This window comes from Streptomyces sp. NPDC001100 (assembly GCF_053598575.1).
The window spans coordinates 87,627-103,158 of record NZ_JBSFKO010000021.1 but is presented as its reverse complement, the minus strand read 5'-3'; the positions used below and the strand labels follow the sequence as shown (position 1 = coordinate 103,158).

At 70.3% G+C, this 15,532-nt stretch carries 15 protein-coding genes and 2 pseudogenes; 10 read left to right on the top strand and 7 right to left on the bottom strand.

What is annotated here, in order from left to right; translation table 11 throughout:
• The first annotated feature begins 5 nt into the window (after window positions 1-5).
• Both ACWDEW_RS28420 and ACWDEW_RS28415 read left to right on the top strand, forming a co-directional pair.
• Window positions 6-1,316, top strand: coding sequence for an ABC transporter ATP-binding protein (locus ACWDEW_RS28420; RefSeq protein ID WP_450516175.1), 1,311 nt, complete (start codon window positions 6-8; stop codon window positions 1,314-1,316).
• On the top strand, window positions 1,313-2,185 hold the full coding sequence (locus tag ACWDEW_RS28415; protein ID WP_450516174.1) for an ABC transporter permease: 873 nt from the start codon (window positions 1,313-1,315) through the stop codon (window positions 2,183-2,185). Before ACWDEW_RS28420 ends, ACWDEW_RS28415 begins: the two co-directional genes overlap by 4 nt.
• 13 nt (window positions 2,186-2,198) lie before the next feature.
• On the opposite strand, the gene ACWDEW_RS28410 is transcribed toward ACWDEW_RS28415, so the two are convergent.
• Window positions 2,199-2,531 carry an ATP/GTP-binding protein gene (locus ACWDEW_RS28410; RefSeq protein ID WP_450516173.1) on the bottom strand — a complete coding sequence of 111 codons (333 nt, stop codon included), beginning with the start codon at window positions 2,529-2,531 and terminating at the stop codon, window positions 2,199-2,201.
• A gap of 221 nt (window positions 2,532-2,752) precedes the next feature.
• Here ACWDEW_RS28410 and ACWDEW_RS28405 point away from each other — a divergent pair, with 221 nt between their 5' ends.
• On the top strand, window positions 2,753-3,781 hold the full coding sequence (locus ACWDEW_RS28405) for an LLM class flavin-dependent oxidoreductase (RefSeq protein ID WP_450516171.1): 1,029 nt from the start codon (window positions 2,753-2,755) through the stop codon (window positions 3,779-3,781).
• Between the two features lie 79 nt (window positions 3,782-3,860).
• On the opposite strand, the gene ACWDEW_RS28400 is transcribed toward ACWDEW_RS28405, so the two are convergent.
• Window positions 3,861-4,253 (bottom strand): SCO5389 family protein, encoded by a 393-nt coding sequence (locus tag ACWDEW_RS28400; protein ID WP_362981888.1) that lies wholly within the window; start codon window positions 4,251-4,253, stop codon window positions 3,861-3,863.
• A gap of 253 nt (window positions 4,254-4,506) precedes the next feature.
• Here ACWDEW_RS28400 and nucS point away from each other — a divergent pair, with 253 nt between their 5' ends.
• Complete coding sequence (gene nucS / locus ACWDEW_RS28395) at window positions 4,507-5,178, top strand: endonuclease NucS (protein WP_450516170.1); 672 nt, start codon at window positions 4,507-4,509, stop codon at window positions 5,176-5,178.
• 76 nt (window positions 5,179-5,254) lie between these two features.
• Here the strand turns inward: nucS and ACWDEW_RS28390 are convergent, their stop codons facing one another.
• The 4 genes from ACWDEW_RS28390 to ACWDEW_RS28375 form a co-directional block, all read right to left on the bottom strand.
• Entirely contained in the window at window positions 5,255-7,747 is a 2,493-nt protein-coding gene (locus tag ACWDEW_RS28390) for an ATP-binding protein (RefSeq protein WP_450516168.1), read from the bottom strand.
• Window positions 7,748-8,041: 294 nt separating this feature from the next.
• Entirely contained in the window at window positions 8,042-8,365 is a 324-nt protein-coding gene (locus ACWDEW_RS28385) for an STAS domain-containing protein (protein WP_450516166.1), read from the bottom strand.
• A 145-nt stretch (window positions 8,366-8,510) separates the two neighbouring features.
• The gene (locus tag ACWDEW_RS28380; RefSeq protein WP_019073166.1) at window positions 8,511-9,359 is read right to left on the bottom strand and encodes a 3-hydroxyacyl-CoA dehydrogenase family protein; all 849 of its coding nucleotides are present in this window, start codon (window positions 9,357-9,359) and stop codon (window positions 8,511-8,513) included.
• A 138-nt stretch (window positions 9,360-9,497) separates the two neighbouring features.
• Complete coding sequence (locus ACWDEW_RS28375) at window positions 9,498-10,088, bottom strand: TetR/AcrR family transcriptional regulator (protein ID WP_450516258.1); 591 nt, start codon at window positions 10,086-10,088, stop codon at window positions 9,498-9,500.
• A gap of 12 nt (window positions 10,089-10,100) precedes the next feature.
• Here ACWDEW_RS28375 and ACWDEW_RS28370 point away from each other — a divergent pair.
• The 6 genes and pseudogenes from ACWDEW_RS28370 to ACWDEW_RS28345 form a co-directional block, all read left to right on the top strand.
• A pseudogene (locus ACWDEW_RS28370) lies at window positions 10,101-10,880 on the top strand (ATP-binding cassette domain-containing protein); the annotation flags it as partial.
• Between the two features lie 15 nt (window positions 10,881-10,895).
• Entirely contained in the window at window positions 10,896-11,645 is a 750-nt protein-coding gene (locus tag ACWDEW_RS28365) for an ABC transporter permease (RefSeq protein ID WP_450516256.1), read from the top strand.
• Window positions 11,646-11,658: 13 nt separating this feature from the next.
• A complete protein-coding gene (locus ACWDEW_RS28360; protein WP_450516164.1) occupies window positions 11,659-12,231 on the top strand; it encodes a cob(I)yrinic acid a,c-diamide adenosyltransferase in 573 nt (190 codons plus the stop codon).
• 110 nt (window positions 12,232-12,341) lie between these two features.
• Window positions 12,342-12,611 (top strand): annotated as a pseudogene (locus ACWDEW_RS28355) (helix-turn-helix domain-containing protein); the annotation flags it as partial.
• 130 nt (window positions 12,612-12,741) lie between these two features.
• Entirely contained in the window at window positions 12,742-14,568 is a 1,827-nt protein-coding gene (locus ACWDEW_RS28350) for a glycosyl hydrolase family 18 protein (protein ID WP_450516163.1), read from the top strand.
• Between the two features lie 217 nt (window positions 14,569-14,785).
• Window positions 14,786-14,995: a hypothetical protein gene (locus tag ACWDEW_RS28345; protein ID WP_450516162.1), complete on the top strand. Its 210-nt coding sequence runs from the start codon at window positions 14,786-14,788 to the stop codon at window positions 14,993-14,995.
• On the opposite strand, the gene ACWDEW_RS28340 is transcribed toward ACWDEW_RS28345, so the two are convergent.
• Window positions 14,982-15,428, bottom strand: a complete 447-nt coding sequence (locus ACWDEW_RS28340; protein WP_450516160.1) for a DUF2550 domain-containing protein — start codon at window positions 15,426-15,428, stop codon at window positions 14,982-14,984. The two genes, ACWDEW_RS28345 and ACWDEW_RS28340, sit on opposite strands and share 14 nt — an antisense overlap.
• Window positions 15,429-15,532 lie beyond the last annotated feature (104 nt).

Sequence of the window (15,532 nt, the reverse complement as noted above, 5' to 3'; positions counted from 1 at the left end):
GGAGCATGATCGAGGCTGTCGGCCTGACCAAGCACTACGGCGACAAGACCGCCGTGTACAACCTTTCCTTCCAGGTGCGGCCCGGTGCCGTCACCGGCTTCCTCGGGCCCAACGGCTCGGGCAAGTCGACGACGATGCGCATGATCCTCGGCCTGGACAACCCCACGTCGGGACAGGTGACGATCGGCGGCTTCCCCTACCGCAAACTGCCGAACGCCCCCAGACAGGTCGGAGCCCTGCTCGACGCCAAGGCCGTGCACGGCGGCCGGAGCGCCCGCAGCCATCTGCTGAGCCTGGCCCAGCTCTCGGGCATCCCGGCCCGGCGGGTGGACGAGGTCCTCGGGGTCGTGGGACTCCAGGACGTGGCGAGAAAGCGCTCCAAGGGCTTCTCCCTCGGCATGGGCCAGCGGCTCGGCATCGCCGCCGCGCTGCTCGGCGACCCGCAGGTGCTGCTCTTCGACGAACCGGTCAACGGCCTCGACCCCGAGGGCATCCTCTGGGTGCGGAACCTGATGAAGGCGCTCGCGGCGGAAGGCCGTACCGTCTTCGTCTCCTCGCACCTGATGAGCGAGATGGCGCTGACGGCGGACCACCTGATCGTGATCGGGCGCGGACAGCTGCTCTCGGACATGAGCGTGCGGGACTTCATCTCGGCCAACTCCGCCGACTTCGCGCGCGTGCGCACCCCGGACACCGAGCCGCAGCTGCGCGAGAAGCTGACCTCCGCGCTGACCGAGGCGGGCGGCCACGTACTGCCCGAGCAGGACGGCGGGCTGCGCGTCACGGGACTGCCGCTCCCCCGCATCAGCGACATCGCGCACGACACGGACGTACGACTGTGGGAGCTGTCCCCGCATCAGGCCTCGCTGGAGGAGGCGTACATGCGGATGACGCAGGGGGCCGTCGACTACCGCTCGACCATCGACCAGAAGGCCGGTCTGATGCAGCCGCTGCCGCCGGGCGCGCAGCCGCCGATGCCGGTGCCCGGGCAGGGCCAGCCGGGCTGGTACGCGCCGCCGTCTCCGGCACAGGGCGGGCAGCCGTTCGCGATGGGGCAGCCGCCGGCGAATCCTTACGGCGCCCCGAACCCGTATGCCGCTCCTGCGGCGCCCGGCGGGGCCGCGCCGGGGCCGTACGGGCCCCCGGCCCCCGTGGCCCCGCAGACGCCGCCACAGCCGCCCCAGACTCCGGCCCAGGACGCGCCGCAGGCCCCGGCCGCCGCTCCTGCTCCCGCTCCGGCGGCGGACGCGACCCCGCCCGCCCCGGCCGCTCCCACCGCCACCCCCGACCTGACCAAGCCCGAGGACGCCCGATGAGTACGCCCCAGCTTCCGATGCCGCCGGCAGCCGCGCCCAACTGGCAGGCGGCGAACGGTCCCTCGTACGGTGGGTACACCTCGCCGATCCCCGTGGTGCGCACGCATCTCGGGCACGCGCTGGCCTCCGAGTGGACGAAGATCAAGTCGGTGCGCTCGACGATCTGGACGCTCGGGGTGTTCGTGGTCCTGGTGCTCGGCATCGGGCTGCTCGCCGCCGTCGTGGTGAGCGACTCCTCGTCCGAGATGAACGGCGAGAACCCGCTCTCCCTGGGCTTCTTCGGACTGCTGCTCGGCCTCATGTGCATCATCACGCTCGGCGTGCTGACCACGGCCTCCGAGTACGGCACCGGCATGATCCGCACGACGATGACGGCGTGCCCGAGCCGGGCCCGCGTGCTCGCGGCGAAGGCCATCGTGTTCTTCGCGGTCGCCTTCGTGGTGACGCTGGTGGCCACGTCGTTCATCGCCTTCGTGGACGCCTCGCTGCTGAAGGACAACGGCGCCAAGGACCCGTCCGCCGGCGAGTGGCTGAAGGGGACCGTCGGGGTCTCCCTCTACGTCGCGCTGCTTGGGCTGCTCTCGCTGATCGTCGGCTCGATCATCCGGCACTCGGCGGGCGCGATCACCATCATGATCGGCGCCGTGCTGGCCCCGCTGGTGGTCGCCCTGTTCATGTTCTCGCAGTCCCTGGAGAACGTGCGGCAGGCGCTGTTCGAGTACTCGATCCCGAACCAGCTGAGCGTCTTCTACTCCAACTCCCTCAGCGAGTCGGGCCCTTCGGGCTGGGACCCGCTGTGGATCATCGTGGGGGTGACGGCCGTGGCGTTCGCGAGCGCCGTCGCACTGCTGGAGAAGCGGGACGTGTGACCAGTACCACTTACTAGAACTTCGGCGCGTTCCTGGACCGCTGCACCCGTGTGGTGCGGCGGTCCTTCGCGTTCCAGCACGCCTTGTGCCAGTGCCGTCGGTCGTCGACGCCCGAGTGCTCCGGCCAGGCCACGACATGCGGGACGCCGGAGGGAATCTGCTGGTCGCAGCCGGGGCAGCGGTACGTCTTGCCCTCCGCGCTGGCCCCGGCGACATGGCGCACGCTCCACTCCTCGCCCTGCCAGTGCTCCGTGGACTGCCAGCCGCCATAGCGGCCCGAACGGTCCCCGTCGGCACTCTGGCCGGGGAGACCGGACTCCTTGGGTCGGTTGCGACGCGGGGACACAGAACACCTCACGGGGCTATACAGGAGGCACGGGCTGTGTCCAGCCTACGTGCCCCACGCAGGGGTATGCGAAGGGCACCAACCCACACAAGTCCCCCTCAGGGCCGCACATTCTGCAGACAATCCGCAAATCTCTCCGCGAGGCCGTGTCCTAGGCACGTGTCGGACGGTTATGCCCGGTGGGGGAGCTCCGTGTCGGAGCCGAGGAAGCAGGAAGAACCATGCGCGTCGGAAGTTTTGTGTTGGCGGCCCAGTTCCCGGGGCAGGGCCAGGGGGAGGCGCTGCACCGCGCGGTCCGCTCGGTGGAGCTCGCCGAAGAAGCCGGTCTCGACACGGCCTGGCTGGCCGAGCACCACTTCGTGCCCTACGGCACCTGCCCGTCCGCAATCACCCTGGCCGCCTTACTGCTGGGCCGCACCCAGCGCATCCGCGTCGGCACCGCGGTCAGTGTGCTGCCCACCGTCCATCCGGTCGCCCTGGGCGAGCAGGCCGCGCTGCTGCACGTGACGAGCGGCGGGCGTTTCTCGCTGGGCGTGGGGCGCGGTGGGCCGTGGGTCGACCTGGAGGTCTTCGGCGCGGGTCTCGCCGCGTACGAACAGGGGTTCCCCGAATCACTGGATCTGCTGATGAGCTGGCTGCGCGAACCGTCGGTCGCCGGCACCGGTGACCGCTACGCGTTCCGTGAAGTCCCCGTCGTACCCAGGCCGTCGGAGGCACTGTCGGACGCGCCGGGCCCCGAGGTCGTCGTCGCCTGCACCTCGCCCACGAGCGTGCGGCTGGCGGCCGAGCGGGGCCTGCCGATGCTGCTCGGCATGCACGTCGGGGACGAGGAGAAGGCCGAGATGGTCGCCCTGTGGCGGCAGTTGGCGCGGGCGGCCGGACGGCCGGCGGAGGAGATCCGGGGCGCGGCCCATGTGTCGGCCGGGGTCTGCCAGATCGCGGACAGGCGTGCCGACGCCGTGGAAGCCCTCGTGAAGGCGATGCCGGGCTGGCTGAAGCAGGGGCTGGACGCCCATGTGACGGTGGACGACCGCGAACGCTCCATGCGCGACCCGCTGGCGTACACCGAGCTCCTCTGCGGACTGCACCCGGTGGGCACCCCGCGGCTGTGCGTCGACCGGCTCACGGCGACCTCGGAGCGGACCGGCATCTCCCGCTTCGCGCTGCTCGTCGAGGGCTCCGGGGACCTGGCGTCGACGGAGGAGAACGTACGGCGGCTGGGTGCCGAGGTGCTCCCACACCTCGGCTGAGCAACCTGCGGGGAGCTTGCCGCCCCAGTACAGAAAGCACCTCCCGCGTACGGAGCGGCAAGCAATGCGCATCACCTCGTCAGCAGTCCCTGAACTCCGGGGACTGGTTCAGCAGTTGACTGCGCACCGAGGTGAAGCGTGCCAGCGTGTCGTCGACCGAGCCGTCCAACGGGAACACCGCCACCCGGTGGCAGTTCTGGAAGGCCAGCCGCACACCGAAGTGCCGCTGCAGCGCGCCGCGTATCGCGTCACTCGCGAGCGCACGCAGCAACTGACCGCGTGCCTGCTCGTCCGGCGGCGGCGTCTGGTTGTCGGCGAACGCACCGCCGTCGACCTTCAGCTGAGCCACCAGGGAGCTGATCATCTCCCATGCGTAAGGCAGGGAGGTCCGGACGCAGTCGACGAATTCAGCTTCGTCGACCTCGCCTCGCTCGGCCTTTTCGAGTAGGGCCGGTGAGACGTCGAGCGACATGGGTTCTCCTCTCGCACCCCCAACACGCGGGGGTTGCCGGACAGATGAGGGAGTCCGCGATTACGAACACGCTGCGTACACGCCTCGCGACCTCCCGTTTATACGGTAGGCAACGGAAGGTGGGGGCACCAGGAGAATGCGTACATAGGGAACTCTCAATAGGCCCACAATCGGCCATGAATGAACAAGGGGCGTCAGGGGTCTTCCAGGGCGAATCGCGTACACCCGCGCCCGTCGAGTAGCGTTGCCGACCATGCGTCTCGTCATTGCCCGGTGTTCCGTGGACTACGCGGGCCGGCTCACCGCCCACCTCCCTTCCGCCCCCCGTCTGATCCTGGTGAAGGCGGACGGCAGCGTCTCGATCCACGCGGACGACCGGGCCTACAAGCCCCTCAACTGGATGTCGCCGCCCTGCACGCTGAAGGAGGGTTCCGGGGACGACGAGGGCGTCTGGACCGTCATCAACAAGGCGGGCGAGAAGCTCATCATCACGATGGAGGAGATCCTCCACGACTCCTCGCACGAACTCGGCGTGGACCCCGGCCTGATCAAGGACGGCGTGGAAGCGCACCTCCAGGAGTTGCTGGCCGACCGCATCGACACCCTCGGCGACGGCTACACGCTCATCCGCCGCGAGTACATGACGGCCATCGGACCGGTCGACATCCTGTGCCGGGACGGCGAGGGCCAGACCGTCGCGGTCGAGATCAAGCGGCGCGGCGAGATCGACGGGGTGGAGCAACTCACGCGCTACCTGGAGCTGTTGAACCGCGATCCGCATCTCGCCCCGGTGCGTGGCATCTTCGCCGCCCAGGAGATCAAACCGCAGGCCCGTGTCCTCGCCACCGACCGCGGCATCGGCTGCGCGGTCCTGGACTACGACGCCCTGCGCGGCATCGAGGACGACAAGCTCCGCCTGTTCTGACCGACACCGATTCCCCTACGACGAAAAGGGCCGGTTCCGATCATCGGAGCCGGCCCTTTCGGCGTCGCAGGGAGGGTCAGATCACGGTGCCCGAGGCGATGCCGCTCGCGGGGGCGGCCGAACTGGTGGTGTCGACGGGGGCACTTGAGGAGGCGATGCCGCTCGCCGAGGTTCCCGTGGACGGGGTGCTCGACGGCGTGGGCGTCGGCGTAGGTGTCACGGACTCGGAGGGAGTGCTCGACGGTGTCTGTGAAGGAGACGCCGAATGCGTCGGAGTCGAACTCGGCGAATGCGACGTGGACCTGGACGGTGTCGGCGACTTCGTCCCGCTCGTTCCGCTCGGCTTGTCCGAAGGCGTGCTGCTCGACGGCGGTGTCGGGTCGTCCGATGTGCCGTAGGTGCCGTCGGGGCCCGGGTCGGTCGGGCTGCTGGTGGCCGTGCCGGTGCCGCTGTTGTCGCCCTTCTTCGCCGGGTCGGCGCCGAGGCTGTCGTCGGAGTTGCCCTGGCTGGCGGACGGGTTGGGGGCGACCTTGTCGGACGGGTTGTCGGCGTTGTTGTTGGACGTGGCGCCGAGGGTCACGACGGTGCCGAGGACGGCGGCGAGCAGTGCGCCCGCGCCGGCCGCGACGAGGTTGCGCCGGGCGTAGCCGCGCAGGCCGCCGCGTGCCTTGTTGTGGGGCGTGGGGCTGCCGGACGAGGCCTGGTGGGCGACGAGGGTGTAGGTGTCGCCCGGGGGCTGGAGCGGCGGGAAGGGCGTCGGTGTCCCGCCGGGCGGCGAGGCGGACTCCTCGTAGCGGGCGTCGGGTACTTCCTCGCCGGCCGCGGCGCCGAGGCCGATCGTGAGGCCGGAGCGGTCGGCGACCAGGGCGAGGGCGCGCCGGCCCGCGACGGTGCCGCGCTTGTCGGCGGCGGTGTCGCGCAGGCCGATGGAGGACTCCAGTTCGGCCCGGGCCTGGTCGAGGTCGCCCTCGCAGAGCGCGAGGACCCCCAACTCGTGCTGGAAGTAGGCCTGTTCGCTCGCTTTGCCGGCGAGCTGGGCGGCCTCGGCCCCGGAGCGCAGCGCGCGTTCCCAGGCGCTCCAGTGGAGTCCCGCGGCGAAGGCGGGGGCCGCCGTGCGGGCGAGTTCCACGGTGGCGCTCTCCTCGCCCTCGCCGGGCGGGGTGGTCGCCGGTACGAGGACGGTGAGGGCGGCGAGCAGCGCGTCCGCCTCGGCGCAGACCCGCTGGGGGGTGACCGAGGGGTGTCCGGCCCACCAGGAGTAGTGCAGCCCGGCGATGAGGGCACTGGCCTCGATCTCGTCGCCGTATCCGGCGGCCTCCAGCTGGGTCTGGACCCCGGCGGCGAGCCGGTAGCGGGAGCCGACCGGGGAGACCAGTCCGCAGGCCGCGAGTTCGCCGAGGGCGGCGTCCGCGTGGGTGTCGCCGACGAGTGCGGGCAGATGGGCCTGGTGCGGCACCTCGCCGCCGAGCGCGACGGCGAAGCGCAGGGTGGCGCGGGCCGAGGCGCTGAGCCGGGAGGCGAGCAGCGGTGCGGGCGCGGCGGCCTCGCCGAGGGACGGCAGGGGTACGGCGTCGTCCTCGTCGGAGTCGAGGGCCGTGAGGGGGGGCGCGTCGGCCGGGACCATGTCCTGGAAGACGCCGAACTCCTCCACGGCGCTGGTGCCGATGCGCAGTTCGTCGCGCTGCCGGAGCAGGGCGCCGGCCTGGACGAAGCGCAGGGGCAGGCCCTCGGACTCGAAGTAGAGGTCGCCCGCCCAGTTCGCCTCCTCCTCGGTGAGGACGCGGCCCACGGCGTGCTCCAGGACCTCCACGGCACCGGCCCGCTGCAGGCCGCCGAGGAAGACCTCCTCGATGACGGAGTCGGCGGCCGGTGCGGGGATCTCGGGGGTCGCGGCGACCAGGAAGGCGCACTCGGGGGTCGCGTCGAGGAGCTCCTCCAGGGCGGCGCCGCCGAACTCGATGTCGTCGAGGACGACGACCGCGCCGATCTCCCGCACCAGGGCGAGCAGTTCGTCCCGGGCGGGCCGGTGCAGGGGGGCGTCGTAGACGGCGTAGAAGAGGTCGTGGAGGAGGTCGGTGGCGGTGCGGTGGAAGCCGGTGAGACGGATCACGCCGTCGGGGGCGAGGTCGAGGCAGTCCTCGGCGACGAGGTCGAGGAGGCTGGTGCGACCCGAACCCGAGGGGCCGGTGAGGCGTACGGAGCGGCCGCGGGCGAGCAGCCGTACGAGACGCTCGCGCTCCTCCTGGCGTTCCAGGAGCGGGAGTGCGGGCCGGTTGAGGCCGGGCGGGACGGGCGGTTTGGCCGCGCGGGCGGCCTCGGCGCGCTCGGCGGCGGTGAACTTGGCGGGCCGGCCGGGCCGCCGGCCGGGCGGGCAGGCCTCGATCTCGCTGCCGTCGACGGGGTTGACGGTGAGCAGGAAGTCACCGGTGACCAGCTGCACGGTGCGGGCGAGCGCGGGTGTGTGCTGGCCGAAGTCGGGTGTGAGGGTTTCCCGGGGCGGGCGCTGGCGCGACGACGTGTCGTCGCCGTCCTGGCCGTACTCCTCGGGTTCCCGGTTGATCGGGTCCATAGGTCCAAGCCCCCCAAAAGCGTCGTGTGCGGGTCGACAGGACCCAGGCCCCTCCCGGCCTTGCTGCACACCGCGCTGTCGCTTCTGGTCCGGGCCCGCTCGAAGGGTTGTCACACAGCGGGCGACCGAACCCTAAACCTTCGCACAGTATCTACGACAGCCCGGGGTACCGCGCCGTCCGAGACGTCACAGTCTCATGAGGATTGTGCGCGTCCGGTGTTTCGCTGGCGCCCGACCGGGCCCCTTTGAAAAAGTGTGTCACTTTCGATGGAAGTGACACACTTTCAAAACTGGTCACACCCGGGGCAGGCACTCCGCCCCGATGCCGCCCTCGATCGCGAGGATGCGGTGCAGCCGGGTGGCCACGAGCAGGCGCTGCATCTGCGGCGGTACGTCGCGCAGCACCAGGCGCCGGCCGCAGCGGCCGGCCCGTCGATGGGCTCCCATGATGACGCCGAGGCCGGTGGCGTCCCAGGAGTCGAGCTCGGACAGGTCCAGCACCAGATCGCCGACACCGTCGTCGACGGCCGAGTGCAGGACCGTACGGGCGTCCGCCGCGCTGCGGACGTCGAGGCGGCCCCCGACGACCAGCTCGGCGTGGTCGCCCCTGATGTACATATGCGCTCCCCGTGAGTGCGGTGGCGTACTCCGTGATGTGGGTGATGCAACCTCTGACTGTGTGAAGTGCCGAGAGGTTGCCGTCTGTGAGCGAACCGATACCGAATTCACCCCTGGGTGTGATGCCACAGGGGCGTGTGCGGTTTCAGTGCTTGTAGAAGCCCTGCCCGCTCTTGCGGCCGATGTCACCGGCGTCCACCATTCGGCGCATCAGCTCCGGCGGGGCGAACTTCTCGTCCTGTGACTCGGTGTAGATGTTGCTCGTCGCGTGCAGCAGGATGTCGACGCCGGTGAGGTCCGCGGTGGCCAGCGGGCCCATCGCGTGACCGAAGCCCAGCTTGCAGGCGAGGTCGATGTCCTCGGCGGTGGCGACGCCCGACTCGTACAGCTTCGCCGCCTCGACGACGAGCGCCGAGATGAGACGGGTCGTCACGAAGCCGGCCACGTCACGGTTGACGACGATGCAGGTCTTGCCGACGGATTCGGCGAACTCCCGGGCGGTGGCGAGGGTTTCGTCGCTCGTCTTGTAGCCGCGCACGAGTTCGCACAGCTGCATCATCGGCACCGGCGAGAAGAAGTGCGTGCCCACGACGCGCTCCGGACGCTCCGTCACGGCCGCGATCTTCGTGATCGGGATGGCGGAGGTGTTGGAGGCGAGGACGGCGTCCTCGCGCACGATCTTGTCCAGCGCGCGGAAGATCTCGTGCTTGACTTCGAGCTTCTCGAAGACGGCCTCGACGACGATGTCCGCGTCGCCGACCGCGTCGAGATCGGTGGTCGCCGTGATCCGTCCCAGGGCCGCGTCGGCGTCGTGCGCCTCCAGCTTCCCCTTGCTCACGAACTTGTCGTACGAGGCCTTGATGCCGTCGGTGCCACGCTTCAGGGCCTCGTCGGTGACATCGCGCAGGACGACGTCCCAGCCCGCCTGCGCGGAGACCTGGGCGATACCGGAACCCATGAGTCCGGCGCCGATGACGGCAAGCTTGCGTGCCACTGTGCGACTCCCCTTTGAAACGCTTACAGCGTGTATCCGTATGCCTCTCGGCGGACACTAGCGAAGGTGCGGCGCTGTGTGACCGGTTAGTAACGCGCGTCACGTCTCATCTGACGGACATCACACCGGCGCGGGTCATTAGACCGCCCGTACGGCGTAGTTGAGGACCTTCTCGCTCAAGAGGTCCTCCATGTCGTCGAGCAGACCGAGCGCTTCACGGGAGACCTCGGCGGGCGGCCGGGCGGCGGCCATCCCGCTCCGGACGAAGTCCGTGAGGGTCTCGTGGAGCCAGGTGAGCTGGCCGGCCATCAGGTTCGGGGCGGGGTCGCCGGCAGGCGCTCCGGTCTCCTCACGGAGCGTGGCCTCCAGTTGGTCGCGGATCTCGTAGCGGGTGGCGAGGAGCCGCAGCCGGAGAGTCGGCGCGGCCTCGACGACCGCCATGAACCGGTCGAACCCGGGCATCAGGCCCACCCGCGGCGACACGGCCTCCAACTCCGCGCGCAGTTCACGCAGAACGGCCGCGGCGGCGGACTCGCCGACGTCCCGGGCCCGGACCCAGCGGGCGAGCCGACCCCGCATGTCGTCGGCGCGGTCGAGGAGCAGATCCTCCTTGGTGGAGAAGTAGTTGTAGACGGTGTTCACGGAGATGTCCGCCGCGTCGGCGACCTCCGCCACGGTCACGGCGTCGAACCCGCGCTCCAGGAACAGGCCGGTGGCGACATCCGAGATGTACTGCCTGGTCTGCCTGGTCTGCCGTTTCTTCCGCTCCCTGAGCCCCTCAGCCCGAAGCGCGGTCCCGTGGAGGCGGTGCGCGGTGTCGACCTCACCGTCCGCCCCGGCGAGATCCTCGGCTTCCTGGGCCCGAACGGCGCCGGCAAGACCACGACCCTGCGCATGCTGACGACCCTGCTGGCACCCACCGGGGGCGCGGCCACCGTCGCGGGCTGCGAGCTCGCCACCGACCCGGCCGGGGTACGGCGGGCGTGCGGCTACGTCGCCCAGGCCGGCGGCGTCGACCCGCAGATCACCGTCCGGGAGGAACTGGTCACCCAGGGCCGCCTGTACCGGCTGCCGAAGCCCCGGGCGGCCGAGCGCGCCGAGGAGTTGGCGCACGACCTGGGCATCGCGGACCTCCTGGACCGCAGGACCTTCGCGCTCTCCGGCAGCCAGCGACGCCGCCTGGACATCGCGCTGGCCCTGCCCCACCGCCCGAAGGTCCTGTTCCTCGACGAGCCGACCACCGGCCTCGACCCCGCCGGCCGCGCCGGACTCTGGGACCTGATCCGGCGGCTGCGCGACGAGCACGGCACCACCGTCTTCCTGACCACCCACTACCTCGACGAGGCGGACGTCTTCTCCGACCGGCTGGTGATCGTCAACAAGGGCGTGGTCGTGGTCGAGGGCACACCGAGCGCGCTCAAACTGCGGCACGGCGGCTCGATCGACGCGAGCCTCCAGGACACGTTCCTGGCGATCACCGGACGCGGGCCGGCCCCGACGGACGCCACCCCCGTGGCCGTACAGGACGTGCGCGAGATGCTTCTCCACGACACCGCGATCATCTACAGCCGCTACCTCCGCCAGTCCCTCCGTTCCCCCTTCGCGCTGCTCTTCGGGATGCTGGTGCCGCTCCTCCATCCCCTCTTTTTCGGACCGCTGCTGACACACCTGCCGCTGCGCAGCCAGGGCAGTTCGTGGCAGACGCTCGGCCCCGGTGTACTGCTCCAACTCGGGCTGTTCGGCTCGGCATTCGCCGGTTTCTCGGTGATCATCGAGAAGAACCAGGGCGTGGTGGAGCGGATGCTGGTCACGCCGGTGAGCCGGCTGGCGCTGCTGCTCGGCCGGGTACTGCGCGACGCCACCGTCTTCGGCTGCCAGGCGCTCCTGCTGGTCGGGGCGGCGGTCGCGCTGGGCCTGCGCGCCCCGCTGCCCGGCATCCTGATCGGCTTCGCGTTCGTGGCCCTGCTGACGGTGTCGCTCGGGTCGCTGTCGTACGACACCGCGATGAAGGTGGCCACACCCCAGGAGTTCGGACCGCTCGTCAACGCGACGACGATGCCGTCCATGCTGCTGTCCGGCCTGATCCTCCCGATGACCCTCGCCCCGGGCTGGCTGGACATCCTCTCGCACCTCATGCCGTTCCGCTATCTGGCGGACGCGGTCCGGGACGCCTACGTCGGCGCGTACACGACGGCACACATGCTCTACGGCGTCCTGGTGGCGCTCGGCTTCGCGGCGGTCGCCGTGACGGTGGGCACACGCGTGTTCCGCACCGCCGGGTCGTAACTACGCTGGCCGCATGGTCAATCTGACGCGCATCTACACCAGGACCGGCGACCAGGGCACCACCGCCCTCGGCGACATGAGCCGGGTCGCCAAGACCGACGTCCGGATCTCCGCGTACGCCGACGCCAACGAGGCGAACGCGGCGATCGGCACGGCGATCGCGCTGGGCGGCCTCGACGAGGAGATCGTCAAGGTGCTCACCCGCGTCCAGAACGACCTGTTCGACGTGGGCGCGGACCTCTCCACACCGGTCGTGGAGAACCCGCAGTTCCCGCCGCTGCGGGTCGAGCAGTTCTACATCGACAAGCTGGAGGCGGACTGCGACCACTTCAACGAGCGGCTGGAGAAACTCCGCTCCTTCATCCTCCCCGGCGGCACACCGGGCGCGGCCCTCCTCCACCAGGCGTGCACGGTCGTACGACGCGCCGAGCGCTCGACGTGGGCGGCGCTGGAGACCCACGCCGAGGTCATGAACCCACTGACGGCGACCTACCTCAACCGGCTGTCGGACCTGCTGTTCATCCTGGCCCGGACTGCCAACAAGGGCGTGGGCGACGTGTTGTGGGTCCCCGGCGGGGAGCGCTGACTCCGGGCGCCTCTTCGCCCGGACCACAGAGGCCGGCGCGACCAGGACCGTGCGCAGCCGCGGCCGGCCCTCTCGTTGTGCGGGCCGGCCTGCTCATCGGCACCGTCGCGCTCGTCGCGGACACCGTGACACGCCGGATCGTCGCCGAGTTCGCCGCGCGGCCCGAACCCCGCGCGGGGGCCGACCCCACCGTCCTCGACACCGTCACCCGGCGCGAGCGCGAGGTGTTGGCGTGCCTCGGCGAGGGAATGTCCAACGCGGGGATCGCGGACCGGCTCGACATGGCCGAGGCGACGACGAAGACGCACGTCAGCCGCCTGCCGGCGAAGCTGGAGCTGCGCAGCCGGGTCCAAGCGGCCGTACTGGCGCGTGAGTTGGGGTTTGACACACCCGCGCCGAAGTGGTCCAGACCTATTGACCCGTGGTCCAGACCTTTCTATTCTCACGGCACCGTGGGCGCGAAGGCTCAGTCGCGCCCCCACACCCCCGACATCCCTGAGGAGGCGCTCAATGCGCTTCAGAACCAGAGCAGTTGCCGGGTTCGTGACCCTGCTGCTTCCGCTCGCCGCTCTCGTCGGTCTGGCGGCCCCCGCCCAGGCCGCGTCGACCGCGACCGCCACGTTCACCAAGTCCAGCGACTGGGGCACCGGCTTCGGCGGTCAGTGGACCGTCAAGAACACCGGTACCAGCGCGATCACTTCATGGACGGTCGAGTGGGACTTCCCCTCCGGCACGTCCGTCACCTCGGCCTGGGACGCGGACGTCACCAACTCCGGCAACCACTGGACCGCGAAGAACAAGTCGTACAACGGCACCATCGCCGCGGGCGCCTCCGTCTCCTTCGGCTTCAACGGCGCCGGCTCCGGCTCGCCCTCCAACTGTCTGCTGAACGGCGGCAGTTGTGACGGCGGCACCACCGTCCCCGGTGACGCGGCCCCCTCCGCGCCCGGCACCCCCACCGCCTCCTCCATCACCGACACCTCGGTGAACCTCTCCTGGTCGGCCGCCACCGACGACAAGGGCATCAAGAACTACGACGTGCTGCGCGACGGCACCAAGGTCGCCACGGTGACGACCACGTCGTACACGAACACCGGCCTGACCGCGGGCACCGACTACTCCTACACCGTGCAGGCCCGGGACACCGCCGACCAGACCGGACCGGTCAGCGGCGCGGTCGCCGTGCACACCACGGGCGGTACGACCACTCCCCCGACCACCGGCAGCAAGGTCAAGCTCGGGTACCTCACCGAGTGGGGCACCTACACCCGCAACTACCAGGTCAAGAACCTGGTGACCTCGGGCTCGGCGTCGAAGATCACGCACATCAACTACGCGTTCGGCAACGTGACGAACGGGCAGTGCGCGATCGGTGACGCCTACGCCGACTACCAGAAGACGTTCACCGCCGACCAGTCGGTCAGCGGCGTCGCCGACACCTGGGACCAGCCGCTGGCCGGCAACTTCAACCAGCTGCGCGAGCTGAAGGCCAAGTACCCGAACATCAAGATCCTGTGGTCCTTCGGCGGCTGGACCTGGTCCGGCGGCTTCGCGCAGGCCGCGGCCAACCCGACCGCGTTCGCGAACTCCTGCTACAACCTGGTCGAGGACCCGCGCTGGGCCGACGTCTTCGACGGCATCGACATCGACTGGGAGTACCCGAACGCCTGCGGTCTCACCTGCGACACCAGCGGCGCCGCGGCCTACAAGAACCTGATGCAGGCCCTGCGCGCCAAGTTCGGCTCCAGCAACCTGGTCACCGCCGCCACCACGGCGGACGGCACCTCCGGCGGCAAGATCGACGCCGCCGACTACGCGGGCGCGGCCCAGTACGTCGACTGGTACAACGTGATGACGTACGACTTCTTCGGCGCCTTCAACGCGACCGGCCCCACCGCCCCGCACTCCCCGCTCACCACCTACAGCGGCATCCCGACGCCGGGCTTCACCACGGCCGACGCGATCGCCAAGTTCAAGTCGAAGGGCGTCGCCGCGAGCAAGCTGCTCATCGGCATCGGCTTCTACGGCAGAGGCTGGACCGGCGTCACCCAGGACGCCCCCGGCGGCACGGCCACCGGCCCGGCGCCCGGCACCTACGAACAGGGCATCGAGGACTACAAGGTCCTCAAGACGTCCTGCCCGGTCACCGGCACCATCGCGGGCACCGCGTACGCCCACTGCGGCACCAACTGGTGGTCCTACGACACCCCGAGCACGATCGCCGGAAAGATGAGCTGGGCCAAGACCCAGGGTCTGGGCGGCGCGTTCTTCTGGGACTTCAGCGGCGACACCAGCAACGGTGAGCTGGTGAGCGCCATCAACAGCGGGCTGAGCTGATCCCCACGCTGCTCAGCGTCCGTGCCGCGGACAGGCCTCACGGGTCTGTCCGCGGTGCGCTGCGTACGGCGCGTTGTCCGTGACGCGCGCCCCCGGCGTGCACCCCGGAGGGCCCTTCGGCCCTGGGCGAAGGCCGGTTGGCGCCGATAGGGAGCCGCTGACCTGGGGCATCTTGGTCCTACGACAGCAAGCGGAACACCGCACCACGGGGGAAACCATGAAGCGCAGGACCACCACGTCCCGCACCAGCAAGAGGTCCGTCCACTCCTGGGCCGCGCCGACCGGCGCCCTTGCCACAGCAATAGCCGCCGCGCTCATGTCCGCCTGTCCGGTGGACGTCACCGTGACACTCGGCTCCGCGCCCCACGCGGTGGTCGTCAGTCAGGCCGACGTAGCCAACCCGGTGTGCGAGGTCAGGCCACGTTGACGCGCTGGCCGGGCGGTGCCGCCTCCAGCCAGGCGAGGAAACCGGTCAACGCGTCCTCGCTCATGGCGAGTTCGAGCCGGGTACCCCGGTGCAGGCAGGTCAGGACGACGGCGTCGGAGAGCAGCGCCAGCTCCTCCTCGCCCTCGGGGAGACGGCGGCCGGCCACCTCGATCGCCGAGCGTTCCAGGGTGCGGCGCGGGCGGTAGGCGTAGGAGAAGACGCGGTACCACTCGATGCGGTCGCCGTTGTAGCGGGCGACGCCGTAGCTCCAGCCCTTGCCGTTGGTGTCGGGTTTCTCCGGGACGTCCCAGCGGAGCGAACAGTCGAAGGTGCCGCCGGAGCGCTGGATGAGTCTGCGGCGCAGGCCGAAGACGAACAGCCCCACCACCACAAGGGCGACAACAATTCCGCACACAGTCAGAGCGAGGACCATCGACACCGACCTCCTCGTCTCCTAGGCAAAACAGGTAACGGAACGGAAAAAACACCCACATTCGCCTCAGCCGCGGCTGGGGCCGGATTCCTCCGGTCCCAGCC

What these genes read in the sequence shown, in the direction of transcription:
- ACWDEW_RS28420 (WP_450516175.1), top strand. Translation starts at nt 6, where the DNA reads ATGATCGAGGCTGTCGGCCTGACCAAGCACTACGGCGACAAGACCGCC.
- ACWDEW_RS28415 (WP_450516174.1), top strand. Translation starts at nt 1,313, where the DNA reads ATGAGTACGCCCCAGCTTCCGATGCCGCCGGCAGCCGCGCCCAACTGG.
- ACWDEW_RS28405 (WP_450516171.1), top strand. Translation starts at nt 2,753, where the DNA reads ATGCGCGTCGGAAGTTTTGTGTTGGCGGCCCAGTTCCCGGGGCAGGGC.
- ACWDEW_RS28400 (WP_362981888.1), bottom strand. Translation starts at nt 4,253, where the DNA reads ATGTCGCTCGACGTCTCACCGGCCCTACTCGAAAAGGCCGAGCGAGGC.
- nucS (WP_450516170.1), top strand. Translation starts at nt 4,507, where the DNA reads ATGCGTCTCGTCATTGCCCGGTGTTCCGTGGACTACGCGGGCCGGCTC.
- ACWDEW_RS28390 (WP_450516168.1), bottom strand. Translation starts at nt 7,747, where the DNA reads ATGGACCCGATCAACCGGGAACCCGAGGAGTACGGCCAGGACGGCGAC.
- ACWDEW_RS28385 (WP_450516166.1), bottom strand. Translation starts at nt 8,365, where the DNA reads ATGTACATCAGGGGCGACCACGCCGAGCTGGTCGTCGGGGGCCGCCTC.
- ACWDEW_RS28365 (WP_450516256.1), top strand. Translation starts at nt 10,896, where the DNA reads ATGCTTCTCCACGACACCGCGATCATCTACAGCCGCTACCTCCGCCAG.
- ACWDEW_RS28360 (WP_450516164.1), top strand. Translation starts at nt 11,659, where the DNA reads ATGGTCAATCTGACGCGCATCTACACCAGGACCGGCGACCAGGGCACC.
- ACWDEW_RS28350 (WP_450516163.1), top strand. Translation starts at nt 12,742, where the DNA reads ATGCGCTTCAGAACCAGAGCAGTTGCCGGGTTCGTGACCCTGCTGCTT.
- ACWDEW_RS28345 (WP_450516162.1), top strand. Translation starts at nt 14,786, where the DNA reads ATGAAGCGCAGGACCACCACGTCCCGCACCAGCAAGAGGTCCGTCCAC.
- ACWDEW_RS28340 (WP_450516160.1), bottom strand. Translation starts at nt 15,428, where the DNA reads ATGGTCCTCGCTCTGACTGTGTGCGGAATTGTTGTCGCCCTTGTGGTG.